19 protein-coding genes are annotated in these 23,221 nt (G+C 62.1%); 14 read left to right on the top strand and 5 right to left on the bottom strand.

Annotated elements, in window-relative coordinates; translation table 11 throughout:
- Positions 1 to 149 precede the first annotated feature (149 nt).
- The 7 genes from P0Y58_19555 (at position 150) to P0Y58_19525 (ending at position 8,294) form a co-directional block, all read left to right on the top strand.
- Entirely contained in the window at positions 150 to 404 is a 255-nt protein-coding gene (locus P0Y58_19555; protein ID WEK29092.1) for a helix-turn-helix transcriptional regulator, read from the top strand.
- Positions 388 to 1,620, top strand: a complete 1,233-nt coding sequence (locus P0Y58_19550; GenBank protein WEK29091.1) for a type II toxin-antitoxin system HipA family toxin — start codon at positions 388 to 390, stop codon at positions 1,618 to 1,620. The genes P0Y58_19555 and P0Y58_19550 overlap by 17 nt, the downstream gene beginning before the upstream one ends.
- 138 nt (positions 1,621 to 1,758) lie before the next feature.
- A complete protein-coding gene (locus tag P0Y58_19545; GenBank protein WEK29090.1) occupies positions 1,759 to 2,268 on the top strand; it encodes a sigma-70 family RNA polymerase sigma factor in 510 nt (169 codons plus the stop codon).
- 3 nt (positions 2,269 to 2,271) lie between these two features.
- Complete coding sequence (locus P0Y58_19540; protein WEK29089.1) at positions 2,272 to 3,219, top strand: FecR domain-containing protein; 948 nt, start codon at positions 2,272 to 2,274, stop codon at positions 3,217 to 3,219.
- Positions 3,220 to 3,332: 113 nt separating this feature from the next.
- Complete coding sequence (locus P0Y58_19535; GenBank protein ID WEK29088.1) at positions 3,333 to 5,819, top strand: TonB-dependent siderophore receptor; 2,487 nt, start codon at positions 3,333 to 3,335, stop codon at positions 5,817 to 5,819.
- A gap of 59 nt (positions 5,820 to 5,878) precedes the next feature.
- Positions 5,879 to 6,364, top strand: a complete 486-nt coding sequence (locus tag P0Y58_19530; protein WEK29087.1) for an isochorismatase family protein — start codon at positions 5,879 to 5,881, stop codon at positions 6,362 to 6,364.
- Between the two features lie 79 nt (positions 6,365 to 6,443).
- Positions 6,444 to 8,294, top strand: a complete 1,851-nt coding sequence (locus P0Y58_19525; protein WEK29086.1) for a DUF3857 and transglutaminase domain-containing protein — start codon at positions 6,444 to 6,446, stop codon at positions 8,292 to 8,294.
- Positions 8,295 to 8,486: 192 nt separating this feature from the next.
- Here P0Y58_19525 and P0Y58_19520 read toward each other — a convergent pair whose 3' ends face one another.
- The 5 genes from P0Y58_19520 to P0Y58_19500 form a co-directional block, all read right to left on the bottom strand.
- Positions 8,487 to 10,937 carry a TonB-dependent siderophore receptor gene (locus P0Y58_19520; protein ID WEK29085.1) on the bottom strand — a complete coding sequence of 817 codons (2,451 nt, stop codon included), beginning with the start codon at positions 10,935 to 10,937 and terminating at the stop codon, positions 8,487 to 8,489.
- A gap of 84 nt (positions 10,938 to 11,021) precedes the next feature.
- Positions 11,022 to 11,969 (bottom strand): DUF4880 domain-containing protein, encoded by a 948-nt coding sequence (locus P0Y58_19515; protein ID WEK29084.1) that lies wholly within the window; start codon positions 11,967 to 11,969, stop codon positions 11,022 to 11,024.
- Between the two features lie 2 nt (positions 11,970 to 11,971).
- Positions 11,972 to 12,502, bottom strand: a complete 531-nt coding sequence (locus P0Y58_19510; GenBank protein ID WEK29083.1) for a sigma-70 family RNA polymerase sigma factor — start codon at positions 12,500 to 12,502, stop codon at positions 11,972 to 11,974.
- 97 nt (positions 12,503 to 12,599) lie between these two features.
- Positions 12,600 to 15,371 carry an amino acid adenylation domain-containing protein gene (locus P0Y58_19505; GenBank protein WEK29082.1) on the bottom strand — a complete coding sequence of 924 codons (2,772 nt, stop codon included), beginning with the start codon at positions 15,369 to 15,371 and terminating at the stop codon, positions 12,600 to 12,602.
- 117 nt (positions 15,372 to 15,488) lie between these two features.
- Positions 15,489 to 17,165 (bottom strand): sigma-54-dependent Fis family transcriptional regulator, encoded by a 1,677-nt coding sequence (locus P0Y58_19500; protein WEK29081.1) that lies wholly within the window; start codon positions 17,163 to 17,165, stop codon positions 15,489 to 15,491.
- A 374-nt stretch (positions 17,166 to 17,539) separates the two neighbouring features.
- Between P0Y58_19500 and P0Y58_19495 the strand changes: the two genes are divergently transcribed.
- From P0Y58_19495 to P0Y58_19465, 7 genes are all read left to right on the top strand, one after another.
- Entirely contained in the window at positions 17,540 to 17,797 is a 258-nt protein-coding gene (locus tag P0Y58_19495) for a phenol hydroxylase subunit (protein ID WEK29080.1), read from the top strand.
- Between the two features lie 55 nt (positions 17,798 to 17,852).
- Positions 17,853 to 18,848: an aromatic/alkene monooxygenase hydroxylase subunit beta gene (locus P0Y58_19490; protein WEK29079.1), complete on the top strand. Its 996-nt coding sequence runs from the start codon at positions 17,853 to 17,855 to the stop codon at positions 18,846 to 18,848.
- Complete coding sequence (locus tag P0Y58_19485; protein ID WEK29078.1) at positions 18,845 to 19,114, top strand: MmoB/DmpM family protein; 270 nt, start codon at positions 18,845 to 18,847, stop codon at positions 19,112 to 19,114. Before P0Y58_19490 ends, P0Y58_19485 begins: the two co-directional genes overlap by 4 nt.
- Before the next feature lie 32 nt (positions 19,115 to 19,146).
- Complete coding sequence (locus tag P0Y58_19480; GenBank protein WEK29077.1) at positions 19,147 to 20,661, top strand: aromatic/alkene/methane monooxygenase hydroxylase/oxygenase subunit alpha; 1,515 nt, start codon at positions 19,147 to 19,149, stop codon at positions 20,659 to 20,661.
- A 65-nt stretch (positions 20,662 to 20,726) separates the two neighbouring features.
- The gene (locus P0Y58_19475; protein ID WEK29076.1) at positions 20,727 to 21,086 is read left to right on the top strand and encodes a phenol hydroxylase subunit P4; all 360 of its coding nucleotides are present in this window, start codon (positions 20,727 to 20,729) and stop codon (positions 21,084 to 21,086) included.
- Positions 21,087 to 21,097: 11 nt separating this feature from the next.
- Complete coding sequence (locus tag P0Y58_19470; GenBank protein WEK29075.1) at positions 21,098 to 22,159, top strand: phenol 2-monooxygenase domain-containing protein; 1,062 nt, start codon at positions 21,098 to 21,100, stop codon at positions 22,157 to 22,159.
- Between the two features lie 76 nt (positions 22,160 to 22,235).
- Positions 22,236 to 23,135: a transporter gene (locus tag P0Y58_19465; protein ID WEK29074.1), complete on the top strand. Its 900-nt coding sequence runs from the start codon at positions 22,236 to 22,238 to the stop codon at positions 23,133 to 23,135.
- Positions 23,136 to 23,221 lie beyond the last annotated feature (86 nt).

Below are 23,221 nucleotides of genomic sequence, written 5' to 3'. Positions count from 1 at the left end.
GTGTGCCAGGCGTTTCTCTTGTAGGGTATTGCGTCCGAAAAAGTTGATGTCACAGGGCAGTAGAAAAACACCTGTACAGTGTAATTTGAATCAAATACGATGCATTTGTTTGATTTCTTTATTTGTGCATTGTATATGGTGCAAATTGAATGGATGACTTGGGCAAACTCATCAAGAAGCTGCGTAAAGATGCCGGGCTTTCCCAAGCCCAGCTTGCGCAGCGTCATGGCATGAGTCGCGCGACCATCTCGGGGATCGAGAACAACTCGATCCCCGAAGTCGGCATTCGCAAGGTTGCAGCGATCCTGGAGGGTTTGGGATACCAACTGACGGCCACGCCCAAGCGCCGGCGTAGAACCCTCGATGAGCTGAAGGCCGGGGGTATCCATGATCAGATCGAGTGATCGCTTGTACGTCGGCGCGGGCGACGCCACTGTCGGCACTCTGGGGCGCAGTGACGAAAATCCGCGTGATACGGTCTTCACTTACAACCCATCGGCTGGCGAAGCACAAGCCGTCTCCGTGACCATGCCAACGCGCCTGGAGAGCTATAAGTGGGAGTACGGAATACACCCCTTGTTCGAGATGAACCTTCCCGAAGGGCACCTCAAGGAAGAGCTGATGCGTCGGTTCAGCAAGTCCGTGCGCGGCTTTGACGATTTCGCCTTGCTGGGCATTGTCGGCCCCCACCAACTGGGCCGGATCAGCATCGCTCAGCATCTCGGTGAAGACCCCGTTCCAGGCATGAAGCTGTCCAGCTTGCTGGTTCACGACGGTGCAAACGACCTGTTTGCCGAGCTTTTGAGTACCTACGCTGCCTACTCAGGCGTATCAGGTGTTCAGCCCAAGGTGCTGGTGCGGGATATTGATACTGGCGCCCATGATGTTGATCGGGTCACCCATCGCGGTGCCACACACCTGGTAAAAGCATTCAACGAATCAGATTTCCCTCAGTTGGCGGCCAACGAGTATTTCTGCATGCGGGCGGCATTGCATTGCGGCCTGGACGTGCCTGAATTCCAGCTTAGTCAGCAGGGCAGGTTTCTGGTTGTTCGGCGCTTCGATGTCGGCGACAACGCCTACCTTGGCTTTGAGGACATGTGCGTGCTTTCGGGGTGGGGTACTCGCAAGAAATACGATGGCAGCTACCAAGGCTGTGCGCAGTTGATCAAACTCTATGTCGCGCCTGGTCGGGTACCCCGTGCGCTGGAGGACTTCTTCACCATGGTTGCGTTGTGCGCCGGTATCCAGAACGGCGATGCACACTTGAAGAACTTCGGTCTGCTCTACGAGAACTGTGCCGAGGACGCCGATATCTGGCTCGCGCCCGCGTATGACCTGGTGACCACCACGGTGTACAGCAGCCACGACATCATGGGGCTGTTGCTGGGCGGGTCGAAAGCGTGGCCCAAGCGCAAGATGCTGGTGCAGTTCGGGCGCACAGCCTGCAACCTGACGCAAGCGCGCTGCGATGAGTTGCTCAACAAAGTGGAAGTCGGCATGAACCGTGCGATGGCGGAGCTTGCAGATTATCGCAATAGCCATCCGGCGTTTGAGCGTGTAGGAGAGAAGATGACTGCGGCGTGGGGCTTGGGGTTGAGCAGAAGTATTGTGGCCTAGCCGTCCTTCAAATCCTGCGAAGCAGGCTCACTGCCTCGAAGGTTGTGTTTGCAGTCTGCTGCGCAAAGCAATTGCGAAATCCGATCAGACTCAGGTTAAATGAGAGTCATTACTAAAGACGCTCTCATCGGTTCTACCATGTCCTGTGCTGACCCTTCCCTGCAAAAAGCCGTGCACACGCTTTACGCGGACCACCATTCCTGGTTGTGCGGGTGGCTGCGCGGCAAGCTTGGTTGCGTGGAACATGCCGCCGACCTGGCTCAGGACACGTTCATGCGGGTGCTGACCCTGCGCAAGGCGGCCGAGCTGCAACAACCCCGGGCTTACTTGAGCAGTGTCGCCCGCAGCCTGATGATCGACATGTTCCGGCGGCGCGCGCTGGAGCAGGCCTACCTGGAAACCCTCGCGGCACGGCCCGAGCATGTGGAGGTTTCGCCCGAGGCTCGCCTGCTGATTATCGAGACCCTGCTGGAAATCGACCGGCTACTTGATGGCCTGGGCACGCGCACCCGCGAAATCTTCCTCATGGCCCAGCTCGATGGTTTGAGCTATGTGGAAATCGCGCGGCGCCTGGATGTTTCGCTCACCACCGTCAAAAAGCATGCAGTGCGGGCACTGACCCATTGCCTGATGCTGGCCGAGGCGTGAAGCATGTCGGGGGCTGAAACATTGGATCGCAACACACTGGAGGCTGCCGCGCGCTGGTATGTCGAGCTGCGCTGTGAGGCGGACGACGCCACGCGAGTGGCGCATCAGCGCTGGTTGCTGAGTGACCCACGACACCTGCAGGCATGGGAGCGCCTTGCACGCTTGCAGGGCAAGCTGGCGCAGGTCACGCCCGGCATTGCACGGCCGACGTTGAGCAGCGCCAGGGCCAAGCGCCGCGAAGTGCTCAAGGTGCTGTCCGTGCTGTTGGTAGCGGGTGGGGCAGGGGGGATGGTGTTGCGTGACGGCGGCGTTGCACGGCTGATGGCCGATGTACGCACAGGCGTTGGCGAGCAGCGTTCGTTGCAGCTGGACGACGGCAGCCAACTGCAACTGAACACCGACACCGCTGTTGATATCCGCTACGACGGCGAGTGGCGCGCACTTGAGTTGCTGAAGGGGGAGATCCTGGTGCAGACCGCAGTGGATGCATTGTCTCGGCCGTTCATCGTGCATACCGGGCAGGGCAGCGTCCGCGCACTGGGTACGCGCTTCATCGTGCGCTGCGACAATGACGTTTCGCGGGTCAGCGTGCTGCAGCATGCAGTGCAAGTGCGCAGTGCACACGCCATGGGGGTTGTGCGGGTAGACGCCGGGCAACAGCTGGACTTCAGCGCCGCAAAAACGGGCGACCTGACACCGGTAGCGGCGATGGCGGATGCATGGGCCCGGCAGATGCTGATCGTGGATAACTGGCGCCTGGCCGATGTTGTCGGCGAGCTGCAGCGGTATCGGCCAGGTTACCTGGGCTGTGATGCGGCCGTGAGCGGGTTGCGAGTGTCCGGGGCGTTTCACCTGGGCGACATCGATATTGTCCTGGAAAACCTTACCACCACGCTGCCTGTGCGCCTTCGTCGCTTCAGCCGGTACTGGACGCGCGTCGAGGCTGCCTGAAACCCCCCTATTTTTTTTGCCAGAGGGGTTATCGATTTACGTTCTCGTTCGACTTGTAGGTAGACGCGCAACAAGCGCAACGAAAAAACTGCCGCAGGGCGAAAGGAAACCGCATGCACGCTGTCAACGATTGCAACCGCACCCCATCGATCAACTCGACCAAGACCAAACTGGCACGTGCGGTGAATCGCGCGCTGTTCAGCGTGGCGCTGGCAACGCCATTGGCCACGGTGATGGTCGCCAGCCCTGCCATTGCGCAAAGCCAGGCTGAAGCTTCGTTCGACATTGCCGCCGGCCCGCTGGCCACGGCACTCACCCAATTTGCCTCGGCAGCCGGGGTAACGGTTTCATTCGAGCCGTCATCGGTGCAGGCCATGAAGTCGCCCGGCCTGCAGGGTCGCTACAGCCCTGACGCTGGCCTGCGCCAGTTGCTGGCGGGTAACCGGTTGCAGGTGTTGAAGCAGGCCAACGGCAGCTACTCGCTGTTGCCCATGGACGGTGACGATTCAACCCTGCAGTTGGGCGCCACCAGCATTACCGGCACAGCGGCGGAGTCTGCCTACGGACCGGTGAACGGCTACGTCGCCAGCCGCAGTGCCACCGGGACCAAGACCGACACGCCCATCCTGGAGATCCCCCAGGCCATCAACGTGATCACCGCCGACCAGGTGCAAGCCCAGGGGGCGCGCAACCTGACCCAGGCGCTGCGTTACACCCCGGGCCTGGCCACCGGCGGCTTTACCGATCGCAACAGCATTGCCGACGAAATCACCAGCCGCGGCTTTGCCCCGACTCCGCTGTATCTGGACGGCGCGTACCTGCCGTACGCCGGTAGCCTGGGGGGCGCACCTCAGATCGACCCGTACACGCTGGAACGCATCGAAGTGCTCAAAGGCCCCTCTTCGGTGCTGTATGGGCAAAACCAGCCGGGCGGGTTGATCAACATGGTCTCCAAGCGCCCGACCCGCGAGCAGCGTAGCCAGGTCAAGCTTGGCGCCGGCAGCTATAACCGCGTCAATGGTGCCTTCGACACCAGCGGCCCGCTGGATGAGCAAAAAACCTTCACCTATCGCCTGGTCGGCGTTGCCGATAAAGGCAACGAAATGGTCGCCCACACCCACAGCGAGCGCTTGTTGCTGGCGCCTAGCCTGACCTGGGCGCCGAACGAGGACACGTCGCTGACGTTGCTGGCGCAAGTGCAGCGCGATGACGGCCTGGCCGACTACCAATCGCTGCCAATGATCGGCTCGCTCAAGCGTGGCCCGACGGGTCAGAAAATCGACCGCGACTTCTTCTCGGGCGACTCACACTACAACGATTACAAACGCGACCAGTACGTGCTGGGTTACGACTTCAACCACCGTTTCAACGATGACCTGGCCTGGCGTTCAACGGCGCGATACACCGATGTGCGCGACCAGTACAAGGGCTTCTATCTGCGCAGCTTCGTGACAGATGGCGATGTGGTCGACTACACCCGCGCCAACCGGGTCAAGCTTGACTGGCGCCAGCACAACATCGCCTACACGATAGATAACAACCTGGAGTACACCTTCAATACGGGTGCACTGCGGCACACCTTGCTGGCCGGTGCTGATTATCGTCATTTCAGCCGCAAGTACGATGGCTACAACGCCTACAACGTGTTGCCTGTCGACCTCTATGGCAAAAACAATTACGACAGCAGCAGCGTAACGCCGGTGCTGGATACCCGTTGGGACAACACCGTGCGCCAGACCGGGCTCTACGTGCAGGACCAGATCAAGCTGGATAACTGGATCCTGACCGTGGGTGGGCGCCAGGACTGGGCTGAAATCGACAACAAGGATCTGCTGGCACACAGCATTGCCTCTCAGCGCGACAACAAGTTTACCGGACGCATCGGCCTTACCTATGTCACCGAGTTTGGCCTGGCGCCGTATGTCAGCTATTCCCAGTCGTTCTTGCCCACACTGGGCACCGCAGCGCCCGAGCGCGGCGGCAAGGCGTTCGAGCCAACCGAAGGTGAGCAATACGAAGTGGGGCTGAAGTACCAGCCAGTCGAAGGCACCCTGTTCACCGCCTCGGTGTTCGAGGTGAAGCAGAAGAACGTGAAGACCGGTGATACCGAATACCCGCAGTACGAGACGCAAAATGGCGAGGTGCGCTCGCGTGGGGTGGAGCTGGAACTCAAATCCAGTATCGAGAATGTCGATGTGCTGGCCGCAGCCACCTACATCGACTCGTTCTATACCAAAAGCACCTATGGCGACCAGGGCAACCGCAACGAGTCGCAGGCGCCTGTGTCGGCCACACTGTGGGTGGATTACCACTTCACCCAGGCCACGCTCAATGGCCTGACCTTTGGCGCCGGCGCCCGTTACACCGGCCGCAAGCCGGGCAACTCGGCCAATACCTTCGATGTGCCGGCCTATGCCGTGTACGACGCTACCGTCAGCTACGACCTGGGCAAGCTCGACGCAAGCCTGCGCGGCCTGCAGGCCAGCGTGAATGTGCAGAACATCTTTGATCGCGAGTACGTTTCGGACTGCAACTATGCGTTTGGCTGCTACTACGGGCAGGAGCGGGTAGCGTCGGTAGAGATGACCTACGACTGGTGATCAAGCCCCTGCACCACGCGTTATACTCCGGGCCATTTTGCCAATGGCCGGAGAACGCTGTGCGCCAGGTTTTGCTTATCGTCGATGTCCAGTCCACTTTCAGCCCGCCCGAGTGGCTGGTCGATGGTTTGCGGCGGTTGTCAGCGAACATCCCTACCATTGCCTCGGTCGAGTTGCACAACGAGCAGGTCACGCCGTTCGAGCGGCAGCTCGGCTGGCACCCGGCGGCCGAGGACGAAAGCCTGGTCGAAGCTGACCAGGTGTTCATCAAACATGGCTACGGGCAGAGCGCCGAAGCCATCGAGTACATCCGGCAGCTGGGCGTGGAGCGGGTGCTGGTGTGTGGGCTGCAGACCGAAACCTGTGTGCTGGCCGCCGGTTTTGCCCTGTTTGATGCGGGCCTGACGCCCACCCTGGTGACGGACATGACGGTAGGGTCTTCGCTGGACCGCTCGGCCAAGCTGGGCATCGAGCTGTGGCAGCATCATTTCCGTCAGGTCACTACCTCGGTTGAAGTGCTGGCCGAACTGGCGGGGCAACGCTGAGCAATATTGTCACTTTGCCATCATACGGCGGCAATGCGTATCATTGTTGATTGTAGTCCGCTGATCGAGAAGGATCTCCATGTTCAAAAAGCCATACCTGGCAGCTGTTCTGCTGCCTGTCACAATGCTTTGGGTGGGCCTTGCCCACGCTTTTACCGATGGTCTCGACCGTTCCGTCACCCTGGAAAAAATCGCGCAGACGTTTGTGGTGCAAAAAGACGGCAGTTTCCGTCTGGATGTCGACAGCGTCATGCTGATCAACGAAGAGCGCGCCATCAAGACCAATGCCCAGCACCCGGTAAGCTACAACCGTTCGCTGGAGACGCTGGAGGTGGTCGAAGCCTACACGCAAAAGCCTGACGGCCGAAAAGTGCAGGTGGATGCCGCGCATATCAAGGAGCAGCAAGAGCAGGCTTCTGCGCAGGCGCCGATGTTCCAGGACTCGGTCAACAAGGTGGTTATCTTCCCCGAGGTTGCGGTGGGTGACCGGCTGGTGCTGCGTTATCAACGTCACCGCGCTACCCCGCTGTTTCCCGGGCAGTTCGAAGACATCACCGTGCCGCAGTTCTACCCGGTCGGGCAGTTCTCGCTGACCTATGACCTGCCCCAGGGCATGCCGCTGCAGGCCGATGCGCGCGGCTTCAAGGCGTCGCCACCCGCTACCGGGCAAGGGCGCACGGTGTATCGCTGGGACTACGTACCGTCAGCGCGGGCGCGGATCGAGACGGGTGCAGTGTCGTACCTGGACTATGGCCACTACCTGGCGGTTTCGACCTTCTCCGGCTTCAAGGACTTCGCTCAGGCTTACCAGGCCAGGGCGACGGTCGAGGTCACCCCACAGATCAGCGAACTGGCGCAGCGCCTGACCGCCGGTTTGCCAACTGCGCGGGAAAAAGCCCTGACCCTCAGTGACTGGGTACGCGAAAACATCCGCTATGTGGCGGTGTATGTCGGCGCTGGCGGGGTAGTGCCGCATGCCGCGCAAACCGTACTGGACAACCGCTACGGCGACTGCAAGGACCATGTTGCGCTGCTCGAAGCGCTGCTGAGCGCGGTCGGCATCAAGAGCACCCCGGCCATGGTGAACCAGGGCACTGCCTATGTGTTCCCCAAAGTACCGACCTTGGGTGTGCTGAACCACGTGATCACCTATGTGCCGAGCCTGGACTTGTACCTGGACTCAACTGATCCGTCGATTGCCGCTGGGTACCTGCCATTGACCGTGTTGAACAAGCGGGTGCTGCTGACTGCAACCGGCGAGTTTGGCCAAACCCCGGCCATGCAACTGAACCAGGTTTCCAGTGACTTGCAGTTCAAGGTCAAGGCCGATGGTGGCGCCGACTTCACCAACGTTTCGACGGTCAAGGGCTGGGCCAGCGAGATGAGCCGCTTTGGGGTGAAACTGATGAAGCCGGCAGACCGCGACATGCTGGTCGAAAGAGTGCTGGCCGCCTACGGGCAACGCGGCACTGGTTCGTTCAAGGTCGAGCCGCCCACTGCCACTGGCGACTTTGTCAGCAATGTGGATGGGCGCACGGAAAATCTGGTCAATCTGCCAGGGCCGGTGGGTGTGGCGACCCTTACCAGCCTGGCGGGCGGTATCTCGCAGAATGTGTACAGCTTTACTCTGGAAAAGGAACGCAGCCAAAGCTTCGTGTGCATTGGCAATGACACTGTGGAGACCTCGCGCTTCGAGTTCCCGGCCCAGGTCAACGTGCTGGCACTGCCGAAACCTGTGGATCTGCATGACGGCAATGTCGACTACAGCGCACGTTACACTCAAGATGGCAATGCGGTGGTGGTGGAGCGGCGGTTCAAGTTCAGCCGGCCGGATGTGGTGTGCACAGCGGAGGATTTCGCGGCCATGAAACCGGCGCTGGAGGCGATGATCCGCGACCTGCAGAGCCAGATCATCGTGCAGGCGGGTTAGCCCTCATACCAGTCATTCAAGCAAATTGGGGCCGCTTTGCGCCCCTTCGCGGGCTTGCCCGCTCCCACAGAGATAGCGCGATTCTGCATCGAGCGCGCAACCTGTGGGAGCGGGCAAGCCCGCGAAGGGGCGCAAAGCGGCCCCGGCAATTTGCGCACCAACGCTGAAATCCTGGGTTGCCTTGCAGCCCTGTCAGAAGTCCCAGCGGGTCGTGACCATCATATTGCGTGGCTCGCCGTAATACGTGGTATCGAAGTTCCCCAGCCCGGTCAGGTAGACCTTGTCGAACACGTTGTTGGCATTGACCGTGAAGCTCAAGTGCTCGCTGTACTGATAGCGCGCCATCAGGTCCACCAGCGTGTAGCCGCCTTGCTTGATGCGGGTGTAGTCATTGGCAATCGGGCTGTAGATATTGCCGTAGAAGCCGCTCTGCCAGCGCAGCCCGCCGCCCACGGTCACCTGGTCGAATGCGCCAGGCAGGCGGTAGGTATTGAACAGCCGCACCACGTGCTCAGGCTTGGTGGTTGCCAGAGGGAAGCCGAAGATCCGCTGGTCGTCGGCGTCGCGGGTACGGGCGTAGGTGTAGCCGGCGGTGACGTTCCAGCCGGGCGCCAGTTCGCCGGCCAGTTCCAGCTCGACGCCTTTGGTGGTAGCGCCGTCAATGGCTTTGTAGATGCCTTCGTTGGTTACCGGGTTGGTGCCGACGTTGGAGGCGACGTTGTCTTGTTCGATGCGGAAGAACGCCAGGGTACCGTTCAGTCTGCCGTCGAACCATGCAGCCTTGAACCCGGCTTCATAGCCGTCGCCTTCGACAGGCGCGAGGGTGGCGCCGTTGATGTCCTTGTACACTTGCGGCTGGTAGATCGACGTGTAGCTGGCATACACCGAGTAGGTGTCGTCCAGGTCATAGACCACGCCCGCATAGGGGGTGACCACCCCGTGTTCCTTGTAGCTGGCGTGGGTGTCGCTCAGCGAAGACGTGGGGTAATAGTCTTCATCATCGTTGTACTTGAAGGTGCTGACCCGGGTGCCGAGGATGACCGAAAGCTTGTCGGTCGGCTTCAGGCGGGTGGCCACGTAGGCGCCATTCTGGCTTTGCGTGGTGGTGTAGTCGCCGTTTTTCGGGAAGTTCTGCTCCGGCAGCTTGCCATTCCAGTCGAAGATGGAGCCGGGCACCATCTCGAACGCGCTGCCGTCGTAAGTGTCGCCGGTCTGCTTCGAATGCGAAGTCATGAAGCCTGCCACCAAGTCATGCTCGCGGCCGAACAGGGTGAACGGGCCGGATACATTCACGTCGGCGGTGTTTTGCACGCGGTGGCCTTCCCAACGCCCCCAGTACAGGAACATGCCCTCGCCAGTAACCGGGTCCGGGTTGCCGCCGCTGGCAGACGCCAGGCGGGTATCATGATCGCTGATCATGTGGTTGAGGCTGAGCTTGACCTTCCAGTCATTGGCCAGGGCCTGCTCCAGCGAGGTGAAGTAGGTGGTGGACTCGAAGTCGCGGCGGCTCCAGTCTGCCGCCGGGTTGTGCGAGCGTGAGAAATCTGTGCGGCTGCCGTCGGAAAAGTACGTCGGGTTACCGGTCCAGGACGACCCGCGCGGGGTTGTGGCCTGGTTGTCGATGCCGAAGGTGAGCAGGGTGTCGGGCGTCAGGTCGGCTTCGACGATGCCGTAGTAAACGTCCTTTTTCTGCTTGTAGTGGTCCAGATACGATTTGCGGTCCTGGTAGGCACCCACCAGCCGGCCACGCACGCTACCGCTGTCGTTGAGCGGACCCGAAATATCACCTTCGGTACGGTAGTTGTCCCAGGACCCCGCGCTGGCGGTGATCGAGGCCTTGAAGCCGTGAGTGGGCTTCTTGCGTACCAGGTTGACCGTAGCCGACGGGTCGCCAGAGCCGGTCATCAGGCCGGTTGCACCCTTGATGACTTCGATGCGGTCGTAGGCAGCCATGTCGACATGGGTCACGCCCTCATCGTAGACGCCATCGTAGATGGTGTTGATGCCATCGTACTGGTAGTTGGTAATGGCAAAACCGCGTGCGGAGTACTCCATGCGCTCGCTGTCGTACGCCTGTACCGACACCCCGGGCGTGTTGCGTAGCACGTCGCCGATGTCTTGCGAGCCGTGGTCGTCGATCACCTGGCGGGTAATGATGCTGACTGACTGCGGTGTCTCGCGCAGGCTCAGAGGTAGCTTGGTTGCAGTGGTCGACCCGCCCGTTGTGTAGGCGCCGGTGCCCTCAGTGACATAACCCAGCCCCAGCGCTTCGACCCGGCTTGGGGCCAACTCCAGCGCCGCGCCCTCGCGGCTGGCCGATTGCAACGAATAGCGCCCGTCACGCTCGCGTATGGCCTGCAACCCGGTACCGCCCAGCAGCACCTGCAGCGCCTGCTCAACGTCATAGCGCCCGTCGAGTGCCGGTGAACGTTTGCCGCGTGTCAGCTGGGTGTCGAACGACACCACGATGCCAGCTTGCGCAGCGAACTGGGTCAGTACTTCGCCCAGGTCGCCCTGCGGCAGGTGGTAATCGTCGGCCTGGCTGGCACAGGCAGCGCCAGGCCCACCAAGCAGGGCAGCCAACATCAGGCAGGTGCGCAGGCCCGGCGCAGTGAAAGGCCTGGGTTTGGAGGGGCGGGTCATCTTCGCGTTTCTCTTGTAGGTAAGTGTCGGGTTACCTATGAGTCGGATAAGCCGCGCCAAAGTGATCAGGTGTCGCGTATTTATTTATGCTGCGGTGACCGTTACCCAATAGCGGGTACGGCTGTGAACCTGCACCGGCAGCGACGTGGTCAGGGCTCGCAGGATCTGGTCGGTATCAGCCAGTCTGTACGTACCGCTGATACGCATCCCCGCCACGGAAGGTGCGCAATTGAGCCAGCCCGGCCGGTAGCGTGAAAGGTTGCTGACGAACGAGTCCAGGCGCTGGTCGTTGGCAATCAGCAAACCTTGGCTCCAGGCATCGGCCGCAAGCGCGATGGTTTCCATTGAAGAGAAGCTGTGGTCGTTGAACTGGCCGCGCTGGCCGCTACCGACCTGCAGGGTCTGGCCCGAAGCCAGCGTCACCTGTGCCTGCTGGCCGAATACTTCCAGGCTGCTGCTGTCATCGAAAAGCCGCACGGCAAAACGGCTTTCGCCTGCCTCGATGGTGCCGTTGCGGGTAAACACCTTGCATGTCTGGCGTGGCGGTACGGTGACCATCAGTTCGCCCTGGCGCAGACGCAGCCACGGCGCTTCGTTCAGGTCACCCACATCGACCGCAGAGGCGGTGTTGAGTACCAGCGCAGTGCCATTGCTCAGCATCAGCGACCGTTGTTCGCCCACTCCGGTACGCAGGTCTGCCAGCAGTGGAGACTGCTTGACCTCGCGGTATCCCCCCAGGCCCAGCGCGCCACCGCCCAGCAGCAGCAAGCCAGCCTTGACCACCCGCCGGCGGCTGGCGTGTCGGCCATGGGCTGCCAGCGCCAGGACGCGTGCCGAAGCCGGGTTTTCGCTTGCTGCCATGCGTGTTTGCAGGCGCTCCGCCTGCTGCCAGGCCCAGGCATTGACGGGCGTCGCATTCAGCCACAGCTGCCAGGCCGAGTGATCGCTGGCCTGCACCTCACCGCTGTTGAGCTGGCTGAACCAGTGCGCGGCCTGGCGTAACGACGCCAGTTGCTCGGCATTCAGGTTCATGCTCACTGGCCCTGGCCAAGGCTGTAGATCATGCAGTGCTCCGCCGCCTTGGCAATGTAGCGGCGCACACTGACTTCGGAAATGCCCAGCTGGGTGGCGATGTGTTTGTAGGGCATGCCTTCGATTTGCGAAAGCAGAAAGGCTTCGCGCACCTTGGGCCCGAGCGAGGCCAGCATGGCATCCAGCTCCAGCAAGGTTTGCAGCAAGGCCAGGCGTTGCTCAGGTGAGATGTCCAGTGCTTCGGGTTGCTCGGCGAGCACCTGCAGCCAGGCCCTTTCCAGGTGCACACGGCGCAGGTGATCGATCATCAGGCGGCGTGCGATGGTGGCCAGGTAGCCTTTGGGCTCGCGTACGGCTTCAAGCTTTACCGCAGCGTCGGCGGCAGACATGACACGCACGAACACATCCTGAACAAGGTCTGCCGCCAGGTGGCTGCAGTTAACCCGCGGTTTCAGCCAGTTATGCAACCATTTGCTCTGGGCCCGGTATAGCTGGCTGACCTGAGAAGTGAAGGCTACGTCCGGGGTGCTCATCCATGCCGCCTGAAAATGTTTGCAAATGTTAATAGTTCGCATTTTATGCAGAGTGTTTCAGGGTTTGCAATCACCGCACCTGTCTTGGCGGTTCAGCTCAAACGGAGGTGGCGCGTTCGGCTGGATCTGCCCCAAGTGCCGGGTTCTGCCTGTTCCAGCGGGCAAACAGCAGGCGCACCAGGGTATTCCAGCAGTAACCCACCAGTACTCCGCCGCCGAGCGCCAGTGCCACCTCGAACAGCGGGTGACTGAATACATGGTCCGCCAGCGACTGGAACTGGAAATGCGTCAGGTAGATAAACAAGGTTGACGATGCGATCACCGCACCTGCCCGTGCCACCAGGGCTGGCACGGGCACCGAGCGGAGCCAGATGAGGGCGAGCATCGCCGGCAGGGCGATATCGATGTAGCGCGAGAACGCCTGCCAACCTACGCCGGCAATTGCCATCAGGTCCAGCTCGCCGACCACCAGCACAGCTACCGCGCTGGCCACCCATTTGCGCGCGGTAGTGTCGGCATGGTGAACGGCCATGCCCAGCACCATGACCGCCAGGAAGTGCTGCGGCACCCGGTTGAACAGTGCGCCGGCGTCGAACACGAAGCGGCTCAGCAGCACATCCAGCGCCACCAGCGCACAGGCCGCAATGATCAGGCAGCGGAACGGGTCGGCGAGGACGATCTGGCGTACGGGCCTGATCGACAGAACCACACCGATGATCAGGATCATCTGCACCAGCACTTCGATGTACCAGTAATTGAACAGGCTGACCTCGCTGGCCGGGAACCAGTTGGACACCAGCAGCAGCGATTGCCAGTGCAACCGGTCGAACACCAGCTGGATCAGCGCGGTGTACAACAACGTCGGCACCACGATGGCCGCCAGTGACCTGAGCAGTGTGCGGGCATCGCCACGTTGTTCGATGGCCTTGAGCTGGAACCGCGCCAGGCTGATGCCGGAGACCAGGAACAGCACAGACGTTTCGCCGACGATCAGCCAGTGGTCGAACTCGCTCAGGTGGCCGACCACAATCAGGATGATGGCGAGCATCCGCACGAACACCGGCATTTCCATTACCCGCCACGTGCTTTTTGCGGGCGCACTCAGCTCCGCCAACTGGCACACCGGCAGCGTTTCCCAACGCTGCGGCAGGTGGCCGATCAGCTCTTCGAGCACCCGTGAGGCCTGCACGAACGACAGCGAGTCGCCGCCCAGTTCGACAAAGCTCAACCTGGCATCCAGCCGCGGCACCTGGAGAATGCGTGCCCAGGCCGTGCTCAGTTTTTCCGCCAGAGGGGACAAGGGCAGGGTGGCGCTGTCGTCAAATGGCGCAGGCAAGGCGCGTTTGTCCACCTTGCCGTTAGGGGTGAGTGGCAGGGCGTCCAGGAATACGAACAGCGCCGGCACCATGTAGTCCGGCAGCTGGCCGGCGAGTGCCTGGCGCAGTTCATCGGTGGTGGTGGGCTGCTGACCCACGCAATACGCAACCAGTCGGATCGACGCGCTGTCGTGGTTGGCCACGACCACGCATTGGCCGATGTGCGGGTGACGGGTGATGGCGTTCTCGATTTCCGCCAGCTCGATGCGATGACCACGGATTTTCACCTGGCTGTCACCGCGCCCCAGAAAACTGGCGCTGCCATCGGCCAAGTAGGTGCCAAGGTCACCGGTGCGATAGCAGCGGTCACCTGCGGCACCGGTGAACGGGTTGACGATGAACTTGGCCTCGGTCAGTGCCGGGTCGCCCCAGTAACCCTGCGACAAGTAGGGACTACGTATCAGGACTTCACCGGTTTCGCCCGCACTGACGAGCCGGTTGTCCGCGTCTATCACCAGCAACTGCGCGTTGGCGATGCCTTTGCCCAAGGGCACCCGCGCATTGTCCGAATCAGGGTCGAGGGTATGGAAGGCCATGGCTTGTGGCGTTTCCGTGGTGCCATAAAAGTTCACATTGGCGGCATTGGGCGCAATGGCCCTGATTTGCTGATACAGCGCCGGGCTGAGCGCATCGCCGCCCCAGAACAGGTAGCGCAGCTGATCGAGTTTCTGGCCATTCATGTGCGCGCCGGTTTCGATCAGCTTGCCCAGCGGCGGGGTGAGGTGGATCACGTTCACGCCGTGTTGGTGGATCCAGCCTGCCAGCCGTGACGGGTCCGTCAGGGTCGCCTGGGCGGGACAGGCGATGGTCGCGCCAATCGACAGTGGCGTGAACACGTCGCGGTACACCGGGTCATGGCCCAGGCCAGAAAGCAGGGAAAAGGTATCGGCCTGGGTGAAGCCATGCTGGTGCACATGCCAGTCGATGAAGTGCACTAGTGGCGCGTGGTGGGTAACGATACCCTTGGGTTCACCGGTGCTGCCCGAAGTGAAAGTGATGTAGGCCGGTTGCTCGGGGCTGACGCTGGGCAGCGCTGCACCCTTGCAGGGAAAGGCTTGCAGGGCCTCGGTGGGTGTTTCCGGCACCGTAATGACGAGGGGGCCGTCGGTGTCGACTGATGCTTCACCACAGCGCAGGACCACGGCCGGCTTCAGTGTGCGAATGATCTGCCCGATACGCGCGGGAGGGTACGCAGCGTCGGCCACGGTGAAGGCCAGGCCGGCCCGCAGGCAGCCGAGCATGGCGTACACCAGTGCGGCGCACCGGCTGGCGACGATGACCACACGATCGGAGCCGTTGACAGCGTTTTCCTTCAGGCAGGTGGCAATGCCCCCGCTGATCTGCGCCAGCTGGGCATAGCTGCAGGTGCTGTGCCGGGCAAGAATCGCCGTGGCATCCGGGCAGCGCCCGGCCTGTTCCAGGAAGGCCTGGTGAATCGGCTGCTCGGCACGATACTCCAGGCACAGCGTCGGGTTCGGGCGCAGGTCCGGCATGGTGGGTGAGGGCTCCGCATGAACGTTAGGGCTGGTTGGTAGCACAACGCTAGTGCAGGGTGGCCGATGGCGCCAATGCCTCGCGATAGCCGGGGGCGCGGTACGCCCCCGACAACTTCACCCCTTCTTCAGCCTGTAAGCCAGGGCAGGGCGGGTCATGCCGAGCAGGCGTGCGGCCTCAGAGACATTCTGCCCACAACGCTGAAGGGCCTCCTGCATCAACGCCTCTTCGACAGCATCCAGGCCGGTGCCGCTGTCGAGAATCTGCGCCACCCAGCCGGGCGTGGCCTGGTCGCTGGCCGCCACCAGCCGGCCATCGCTGCCCAGACCGATGCTGCCAAGGGTAGGCGGGGCATGCGGGAACAGCGCGTCCAGGCCGATGCTCTGGTTCTCGTCGGTGATGATCACGCCACGTTCCATGAGGTTTTCCAGCTCGCGGATGTTGCCCGGCCAGTCGTACTGCAGGCACACCTGCAGGGCTCGGTCGCTGAGGCCGCGGGTTTTCTTGCCGTAGCTCTGGTGCAGGCGGCCGAGGAAGTGCTCGATCAGCAACGGGATGTCTTCGCGGCGCTCGCGCAGTGCCGGAATGTGCACCGGGAACACGTTCAGCCGGTAGAACAGGTCGGCCCGGAAGCGCCCGTCCTTGACCGCCTGTTCGAGGTTTTCGTGGGTGGCGGCGATCACGCGCACGTCCACCGGCCGCGTGCGGCTGTCACCCACCCGTTCAAGCTCGCCTTCCTGCAGCACGCGTAACAGGCTGGCCTGGGCGCGCGGGGTCAGCTCGATGATTTCGTCAAGGAACAGCGTGCCGCCGTTGGCCCGCTCGAAACGGCCCATGCGCGCCTGCTGGGCACCGGTGTAGGCGCCTTTCTCGACGCCGAACAGCTCGGCTTCGATCAGGTCTGGCGGGATGGTCGCGCAGTTCAGCGCCACAAACGCTGCACCGGCGCGCTCGCTGCGCAAGTGCAGGCTGCGGGCGATCACTTCTTTGCCGACCCCCGTTTCACCCAACAGCAGCACCGAGGCCTTGCCTGGGGCGACCTTGTCGGTGAGGGCGCAGCAACGCCGATACACCGCCGACTGACCGATGCCGTAGAACTGCCCCGACTCGTACTGCAGGCGCTGGCGCAGATTGGCCACCTGCACCTGCAACGATTGCAACTCGTCGATCACCGGGTCGCTCTGGAAGTAGCGCAGGAAGGTCTCGGCGTCGTCCCATTGTTCCACCGGCTTGCCGATGATGCGGCATTCGCTGGCGCCGCAGCCGCGGCAGCTGACCTCCTTGTACAGCACCTGGCGGCCCAGGAAGAACGAGCTGTAGCTGATCGCGTAGCCGAGCAGCATCCAGCACACCGGCTGCTCGGAATGCAGGCCTTCGGACTGGCAGTTTTCCACTTCAAAGGAATCCTGCCATTGGATGTCAGCGTAGAAATGGCCGTTTTCCAGGTCGATTTCCAGCTGCAACGGGCGCACCTTGACCATGCCCTTGAGCGAGTGCAACTGCGGGCCGATGAAGAACATTTCCACCGGGTTGCCGTTGGGGCGCAGCTTGCGCGCCAGCTCGGCGTCCTTCAGCCCCGACTGGTAGCCCAGGCGCAGGAAAAAGCCTTTGGCCCGCTCTACACCGAGCATTTCGATCAGCTCGCGGCGCATGCTGGCCATGGTCGCGGCCTGCACCAGCAGCATGCGCTGCTCGTCCAGCCAGATCTTGCCTTCGGTGCCGAGGAACCGGACCCGTTCGGTCAGGTCCTTCAGCGCCGGTGCAGGTTCCGGCGCCCTGTACTGGGTAATCATTCGCTTGCGCCCCTTGCTTGTAGTTGTATGGGGAATCGGCGTGCACCCGCTCAGGCAAGGCGGGTTATTGGGCACGCCGGGGCGACCGCGGTGTTGCAGGCAAGGCCCGGGTCGCTCTCTTTTCTAAACCGCCTGAAACCCACGCAAAAGTCAATCGCCGGTCACGTTTGCCCATTTGCTCGATCGGCTCTGCCGCGATTGAGCAAATGATCAAACGGGCGGGCTGCAACGTGCTCGCAGCGCTGCCCGTGGTCAACGCCTCTGTTCAATAAAATCATTTAAAAACAATGCGTTGAGTATTTTTGAAACCATTTGAAAGCGCCTGGCACAGCCGTTGCTCTAGCCCTTGGCACGTCCAACCGGAGCACCCGTGCATGACTCAAGCCACCCCTTCTTTCGAGCAGATGCCGCGCTACGTCCGCGTTCGCAGCGAGCCTGATGCCACCTTCGTCGAGTTCGACTTTGCCATCGGTTACCCGGACCTGTTCGTCGAGCTGGTCTTGCCGCGCACTGCCTTTGCCAGCTTCTGCGCCAGCAACCGGGTGCGCCACATGGACGCTGCGATGGCGGCTGCCGTCGATGCCGACATGCGGAAGTGGCGCTATGGCGAAAGCCGCGACGCAGACGAATGAAGCGCCACCTGCCGGCGCGTTGCACCCCCACAACAACAAGTACAGGACGCCTTGCATGAGTATCGAGATCAAGACGGCCACGGTCGAGCCTATCCGCCAGACCTTCAGCCACACCCGCCGGCGTTTCGGTGACAAGCCGGCCAGCCGCTACCAGGAAGCCAGCTTCGACATCGAGGCCGCCACCAACTTTCACTACCGCCCGCTTTGGCAGCCCGAGAAACTGCTCAACGACCCCAGCCGCACCGCCGTTCAGATGGCTGACTGGTACGCCGTCAGCGATCCGCGGCAGTACTACTACGGCACCTACGTACAGGCCCGGGCGCGCATGCAGGAAAACGCCGAGCACAGCTTTGCCTTCTGTGAAAAGCGCGAGCTGCTGGCCAGCCTGCCCGCCGAAACCCGCGCACTGATCGCACGACTGCTGCTTCCCCTGCGCCACGCCGAACTGGGCGCCAACATGAACAACAGCGGCATCGCTGCGGACGCCTTCGGCACCAGCGTCACCCAGATGCACATGTTCCACGCCATGGACCGCCTGGCCATTGCCCAGTACCTGTCGCGCATTGGCCTGCTGCTGGAGGACGACGGCCTGGCGCTGTTGGCTGATGCCAAGCAGCGCTGGCTGGACGAACCCGCCTGGCAAGGCCTGCGCCGCTATGTGGAGGACAGCCTGGTGGTGGGTGACTGGTTCGAGCTGAGCCTGGCACAGAACCTGGTCAGCGACGGCCTACTGTACCCGCTGCTGTTCGAGCACTTCGATGCGCAGCTGGTGGCTGCCGGGGCAGGGCAACTGGGGATGCTCACCGAATTCATGCGCCTATGGTTCGCCGAGAGCCAGCGTTGGATGGATGCGCTGGTCAAGACCGCCGTCGCCGAAAACGCCCACAACCGCCAACTGATCGACGGCTGGGTCAGCGACTGGCGCTGCCGTGCCCTGCAGGCGCTGCTGCCGCTGGCTGAAGCAGGCCCGGGCCGCGATGCACTGGATGCCATCGACAGTGCCTTTGGCGCACGCCTGAAAAAACTTGGCCTCAGTGGAGATGCCGCATGACTTCCCTCGTGTACATCGCCTTCCAGGACAACGACAGTGCCCGCTACATCGTCGAGGCCATCACCCAGGACAACCCGCATGCCCAGGTACAGCACCAGCCGGCGATGATCCGCGTGCAGGCTGAAGGACGCCTGGAAATCCACCGCGCCACGGTGGAAGAAAAGACCGGCCGTGAATGGGACGTGCAGGAAATGCTGATCGACGTGATCACCCTCGGCGGCAACGTCGAGGAAGACGAAGACTGCTTTGCCCTGCACTGGAACTGATCCGCACAACGACAAGAACAAGGGAGACCATCATGGCCGCCAAGCGCCTCAATCAGAAAGACAAGTACCGCTGCCTGACCCGTGATCTGGGCTGGGAGCCGAGCTATCAGAGCAAGGATGCCATTTACCCCTACGAGCGGTTCGAGGGCATCAAGATTACCGACTGGGACAAGTGGGAAGACCCGTTCCGCCTGACCATGGACGCCTACTGGAAGTACCAGGCCGAGAAAGAGAAGAAGCTGTACGCGATCTTCGATGCCTTTGCCCAGAACAATGGCCACCAGAACATCTCCGACGCCCGTTACGTCAATGCCTTGAAACTGTTCCTGAGCGGCGTGACGCCGCTGGAGTATCAGGCCTACCAGGGCTTTGCCCGGGTTGGCCGGCACTTTGGCGGTGCCGGCGCACGGGTGGCCTGCCAGATGCAGGCCATCGACGAACTGCGCCACGTGCAGACCCAGGTGCACGCCATGAGCCATTACAACAAGCACTTCAACGGCCTGCATGACTTTGCCCACATGCACGACCGGGTGTGGTTCCTGTCGGTGCCCAAGTCGTTCTTCGAGGATGCGCGTACGGCGGGCCCGTTCGAATTCCTTACTGCCATTTCGTTCTCGTTCGAGTACGTGCTGACCAACCTGCTGTTCGTGCCGTTCATGTCGGGCGCCGCGTTCAACGGCGACATGGCCACGGTCACCTTCGGCTTCTCGGCGCAGTCTGACGAGGCTCGACACATGACCCTGGGGCTGGAGGTGATCAAGTTTCTGCTGGAGCAGCACGAAGATAACGTGCCCATCGTGCAGCGCTGGATCGACAAGTGGTTCTGGCGCGGCTACCGCCTGCTGACCCTGGTCGGCATGATGATGGACTACATGCTGCCGAACAAGGTGATGTCCTGGGCCGAAGCCTGGGAGGTGTACTTCGAGCAGGCCGGTGGCGCGCTGTTCAAGGACCTGGAACGTTACGGCATCCGCCCGCCGAAGTACGTCGAGCAGACCACCATCGGCAAGGAGCACATCACCCACCAGGCCTGGTCGATTTTCTACCAGTACAGCCAGGCCACCAACTTCCACACCTGGATCCCCACCGACGAGGAACTGGACTGGTTGTCGGCCAAGTACCCGGACACCTTCGACCGCTACTACCGGCCGCGCTACGAGCATTGGCGCGATTTGCAGGCGCGTGGCGAGCGCTTCTACAACCCGACGCTGCCGATGCTGTGCCAGATCTGCCAGATTCCGCTGGCCTTCACCGAGCCGGATGCGCCCACGCAACTGAGCCACCGCAGCCTGGTGCATGAAGGCGAGCGTTACCACTTCTGCTCCGATGGCTGCTGCGACATCTTCGCCTTTGAGCCGGAAAAGTACGTACAGGCCTGGTTGCCGGTGCACCAGATCCTGCAGGGCAACTGCGGGGGCGGCGATGTCGAGGCGGTGGTGCGCGACTACTACAACATCGCCCCCGGTCAGGACAATTTCGAGTACCAGGGCTCGCCCGAGCAGCAGCGCTGGCAGGCCTTGCAGCGCGCCGGGCGCAAGGCCGGCTGAACCCTCGAACCACCAGGGCGCTGTTGCCGCGCCCTGGCCCCTACAAGAACAAAAGGACCATTGCCATGCCCGTGACCGCCATCGGCCGCTACACCGCCCAACCCCTGGACCGCCAGGCCAATTTCCACGGTGCCCAGCTGGTGTACCTGTGCTGGGAAAACCACCTGCTGTTCTGCGCACCGTTCACCTTGCCGGTGGACCCGGCGCTACCCTTTGCTGCCTTCATCGAACAGGTGGTCAAGCCGGCTATCGCCCTGCACCCGGATGCCGCTCAGGTGGACTTCGCCGCCGCCCACTGGCGCCTGGATGACCAGCCGTTCATTCCGGAGCTGGCCCGCGGCCTGGCCGCCAACGGCGTTGCCCACAAGAGCCTGCTGCACCTGCACACCCCTGGCCTTGAAGGCCTGGGCGGCAGCCACAACTGAGGAATGCCGCCATGAGCTATCAAGTCACCATCGAACCGACCGGCGAGCAGATTGAAGTGGAGGAGGGCCAGACCATCCTTGAAGCCGCCTTGCGCCAGGGCGTCTGGCTGCCGTTTGCCTGTGGCCACGGCACCTGCGCCACCTGCAAGTGCCAGGTGCTGGAAGGCGAGGTCGACCTGGGTGCGGCTTCATCCTTCGCCCTGATGGACATGGAGCGCGACGAGGGCAAGGTGCTGGCCTGTTGTGCCATCCCGCAGAGCGACCTGGTGATCGAAGCCGACATCGATGTCGACCCGGACTTTGCCGGCCTGCCAGTGCAGGACTACCGTGCTGTAGTCACCCAACTGGTGGAGCTGTCACCGACTATCCGTGGTGTGCACCTGAAACTCGACCGGCCGATGGCATTTCAGGCCGGGCAGTACGTGAACCTGCAACTGCCAGGTATCGAAGGCACTCGCGCCTTCTCCCTGGCCAACCCGCCACAGCAGGCCGATGAGGTGGAACTGCACGTGCGCCTGGTGGAGGGTGGTGTGGCCACCGGGCATATTCACCATCAGCTCAAGGTTGGCGATGCACTGGAAGTGTCCGGCCCTTACGGGCAGTTTTTCGTGCGCGCTTCGCAGCCCGGCGACCTGATCTTCATCGCCGGCGGCTCGGGCCTGTCCAGCCCGCAGTCGATGATTCTCGACCTGCTGACGCGTGGCGACACCCGGCGCATCACCCTGTTCCAGGGCGCACGTACCCGTGCCGAGCTGTACAACCGCGAGTTGTTCGAGGCGCTGGCTGCCCGGCATGCCAATTTCAGCTATGTGCCGGCCCTTAGCCAAGCAGCTGAGGATGAGCAGTGGCAAGGTGTGCGTGGCTACGTGCACGACGCGGCCAGGCAGCATTTCGACGGCCGTTTCAACGGGCACAAGGCTTACCTGTGCGGCCCGCCACCGATGATCGATGCCGCCATCACCTGCCTGATGCAGGGGCGGCTGTTCGAGCGCGACATCTTCATGGAGCGCTTCTACAGCACCGCAGACGGTGCTGCTGACGGCCAGCGTTCGGCCCTGTTCAAGCGCATCTGAACCCCTTGATACCCGGCTCCCTGTTCACGGGGGGCTGGCCTGCACCCGACCGATAACAACAAAAAAGGTTGACCCGATGACCCCGACCCTTGCAAACCTGTTGCGCCTTGCCGTGTGCGCCTCGTTGTTCGGCGCAGCCAACCTGTCCCATGCCACTGAGGGCGGTGGCACGTCTTACCCGCTAGGTGCCGAAAACTACATGTCCGGCGCCATGCCGCCGCCAGGCTTCTACGGCCAGCTGTTCGTCAACCATTACGAAGCAAACAACCTGCGCGGCAACGACGGGCGCAAACTGCCCGTGGACTTTCGCGTGCGTGCCAACGCCATCGTGCCGCGGTTGATCTGGGTGAGTGACTATACGGTGCTGGGTGGCAGCCTGGCGCTGCATGCCATCGTGCCGCTGGTGGACTTGAAGGTCTCGCTTAATGGCCAGTCGCAGCACAATAGCGGCCTGGGTGACGTGATCTTTGGCCCGGCGCTGGGCTTTCACCACAGCGACAAATTCCACAGCATCCTGGCCTTCGACATGATTGCCCCCACTGGCCGCTACGACAAGGACGACCTGGCCAACCCCGGGCGCAATTACTGGGTGTTCGAGCCGGTGTATGCGATGAGCTACATCGACCCGGCCGGGCCCAACCTGGATGCCAAGGTGATGTACGACTTCAACCGGCGCAACCCGGCCACCGATTACCGTTCGGGGCAGGAATTTCATGTGGATTATGCCGTGGGGTGGGGGCTGGGCAATGGCTGGGTCGTGGGGGTAGGGGGGTATTACTACCGGCAGACCACTGACGACCGTCAGAACGGTGAGCGTATCGAAGACAACAAAGGGCGCAGCTTTGCCGTTGGCCCGTCGATCAAATACAGTGGCAAAGATGGCTGGTTTGTGACGGCGAAGTGGTCGAAGGAAACCCAGGTGCGCAACCGCGCCCAGGGCGATGCCTACTGGTTGAAGCTGACCTTGCCCTTCTAAAAAAGGGCGCTGCTGTCCAGCCCATCGCCGGCAAGCCAGCTCCCACAGGGACCGCGCAGTTTTATATCAATCTGCTGGCCTGCGCG

Source organism: Candidatus Pseudomonas phytovorans (assembly GCA_029202525.1).
Taxonomy (GTDB): domain Bacteria; phylum Pseudomonadota; class Gammaproteobacteria; order Pseudomonadales; family Pseudomonadaceae; genus Aquipseudomonas; species Aquipseudomonas phytovorans.
This window is presented reverse-complemented; position numbering and strand designations above follow the sequence as displayed.

What these genes read in the sequence shown, in the direction of transcription:
- P0Y58_19540 (WEK29089.1), top strand. Translation starts at nt 2,272, where the DNA reads ATGTCGGGGGCTGAAACATTGGATCGCAACACACTGGAGGCTGCCGCG.
- P0Y58_19515 (WEK29084.1), bottom strand. Translation starts at nt 11,969, where the DNA reads ATGAACCTGAATGCCGAGCAACTGGCGTCGTTACGCCAGGCCGCGCAC.
- P0Y58_19505 (WEK29082.1), bottom strand. Translation starts at nt 15,371, where the DNA reads ATGCCGGACCTGCGCCCGAACCCGACGCTGTGCCTGGAGTATCGTGCC.
- P0Y58_19475 (WEK29076.1), top strand. Translation starts at nt 20,727, where the DNA reads ATGCCCGTGACCGCCATCGGCCGCTACACCGCCCAACCCCTGGACCGC.
- P0Y58_19510 (WEK29083.1), bottom strand. Translation starts at nt 12,502, where the DNA reads ATGAGCACCCCGGACGTAGCCTTCACTTCTCAGGTCAGCCAGCTATAC.
- P0Y58_19485 (WEK29078.1), top strand. Translation starts at nt 18,845, where the DNA reads ATGACTTCCCTCGTGTACATCGCCTTCCAGGACAACGACAGTGCCCGC.
- P0Y58_19465 (WEK29074.1), top strand. Translation starts at nt 22,236, where the DNA reads ATGACCCCGACCCTTGCAAACCTGTTGCGCCTTGCCGTGTGCGCCTCG.
- P0Y58_19470 (WEK29075.1), top strand. Translation starts at nt 21,098, where the DNA reads ATGAGCTATCAAGTCACCATCGAACCGACCGGCGAGCAGATTGAAGTG.
- P0Y58_19495 (WEK29080.1), top strand. Translation starts at nt 17,540, where the DNA reads ATGACTCAAGCCACCCCTTCTTTCGAGCAGATGCCGCGCTACGTCCGC.
- P0Y58_19550 (WEK29091.1), top strand. Translation starts at nt 388, where the DNA reads ATGATCAGATCGAGTGATCGCTTGTACGTCGGCGCGGGCGACGCCACT.
- P0Y58_19525 (WEK29086.1), top strand. Translation starts at nt 6,444, where the DNA reads ATGTTCAAAAAGCCATACCTGGCAGCTGTTCTGCTGCCTGTCACAATG.
- P0Y58_19545 (WEK29090.1), top strand. Translation starts at nt 1,759, where the DNA reads ATGTCCTGTGCTGACCCTTCCCTGCAAAAAGCCGTGCACACGCTTTAC.
- P0Y58_19520 (WEK29085.1), bottom strand. Translation starts at nt 10,937, where the DNA reads ATGACCCGCCCCTCCAAACCCAGGCCTTTCACTGCGCCGGGCCTGCGC.
- P0Y58_19480 (WEK29077.1), top strand. Translation starts at nt 19,147, where the DNA reads ATGGCCGCCAAGCGCCTCAATCAGAAAGACAAGTACCGCTGCCTGACC.
- P0Y58_19535 (WEK29088.1), top strand. Translation starts at nt 3,333, where the DNA reads ATGCACGCTGTCAACGATTGCAACCGCACCCCATCGATCAACTCGACC.
- P0Y58_19500 (WEK29081.1), bottom strand. Translation starts at nt 17,165, where the DNA reads ATGATTACCCAGTACAGGGCGCCGGAACCTGCACCGGCGCTGAAGGAC.
- P0Y58_19555 (WEK29092.1), top strand. Translation starts at nt 150, where the DNA reads ATGGATGACTTGGGCAAACTCATCAAGAAGCTGCGTAAAGATGCCGGG.
- P0Y58_19490 (WEK29079.1), top strand. Translation starts at nt 17,853, where the DNA reads ATGAGTATCGAGATCAAGACGGCCACGGTCGAGCCTATCCGCCAGACC.